We start from the raw sequence: 1,011 nt of genomic DNA on the forward strand, positions 1-1,011 counted from the left end.
TGTTCAGTCCCGGCATCTGGTGGATCGGATTGACGATGAAGCGTTCTGGCTCTGAGGTCCAGAGCTTGGCGATGTATTCGTAGGGTGTGAGGCCGCTGAGCGTCTTTAGCCGGCGGGCGAAGTTGTAGGCAGCCATGAAGTCGGCGAGGTGGGTCCGGAGCTGATCATGGCTCTCGTAGTGGAAGCGTTTGACGGTCGCCTCCTTGATGGTCCGGTTCATCCGCTCGACCTGGCCGTTGGTCCATGGGTGGTTTGGCTTGGTGAGGCGGTGTTCGATGTCGTTCGCCTCGCAGATCATGTCGAAGCGCATCTGGCGCGACCAGGCGGTGTTCCGGTTCCGGGGCTGCTCGGCGAACTGGATGCCATTATCGGTCAGGATCGTGTGGATGCGGTACGGCACGGCCTTCAGCAGGTGTTCGAGGAACTCCCACGCTGTCCGTCTGTCGGCTTTGTCGACCAGCTGGGTGACGGCGAACTTGCTGGTGCGGTCGATGCCGACGAACAGGTAGAGCTTGCCTTCGGCAGTCTGCACCTCAGCGATATCGATGTGGAAGAAGCCGATGGGATAGCGCTTGAAGCGTTGCCGCTTCGGTTTGTCGCCTTCGATGTCCGGCAGGCGGGAGATGCCGTGCCGCTGGAGGCAACGATGCAACGCTGACCGCGTCAGGTGCGGGATCGACGGCTGCAACGCGTAGAGACAGTCGTCGAGCGGCAGCAGCGTGTGGCGCCGGAACGCCACAACCATCGCCTCTTCGGCCTCGGACAGGGTCGTTGAGTGAGGGGCCTTCGGCCCGGTCTTCAGATCCTCAACCGTTGCCCTCTTGCGCCACTTCGCGACCGTCTTCGGGTTGATCCCCAGCTCACGGCTCAGCGTCGCGAGCGAAGCTTGCGATCGCTGTATTGCTGCTCGGACGGCGTGCGTGGTCGTGGCGCTCCCGTGACGTAGCTGTCCCATACGGCTTCCTTCCATTCCAACGAAAGGATCGCACCATCAAACCGTGGGATCAAACA

The 1,011-nt window shown here is 61.8% G+C and carries 1 protein-coding gene; it reads right to left on the bottom strand.

The genetic code is table 11. From position 1 onward, the window contains the following. A partial coding sequence (locus tag ACBY01_RS17170) for an IS481 family transposase (RefSeq protein WP_416462205.1) occupies positions 1–955 on the bottom strand: 955 nt, incomplete at its 3' end. Positions 956–1,011: the final 56 nt, after the last annotated feature.

Origin of the sequence: Sphingomonas mangrovi (assembly GCF_047975845.1) — a bacterium.
Classification (GTDB): domain Bacteria; phylum Pseudomonadota; class Alphaproteobacteria; order Sphingomonadales; family Sphingomonadaceae; genus Sphingomonas.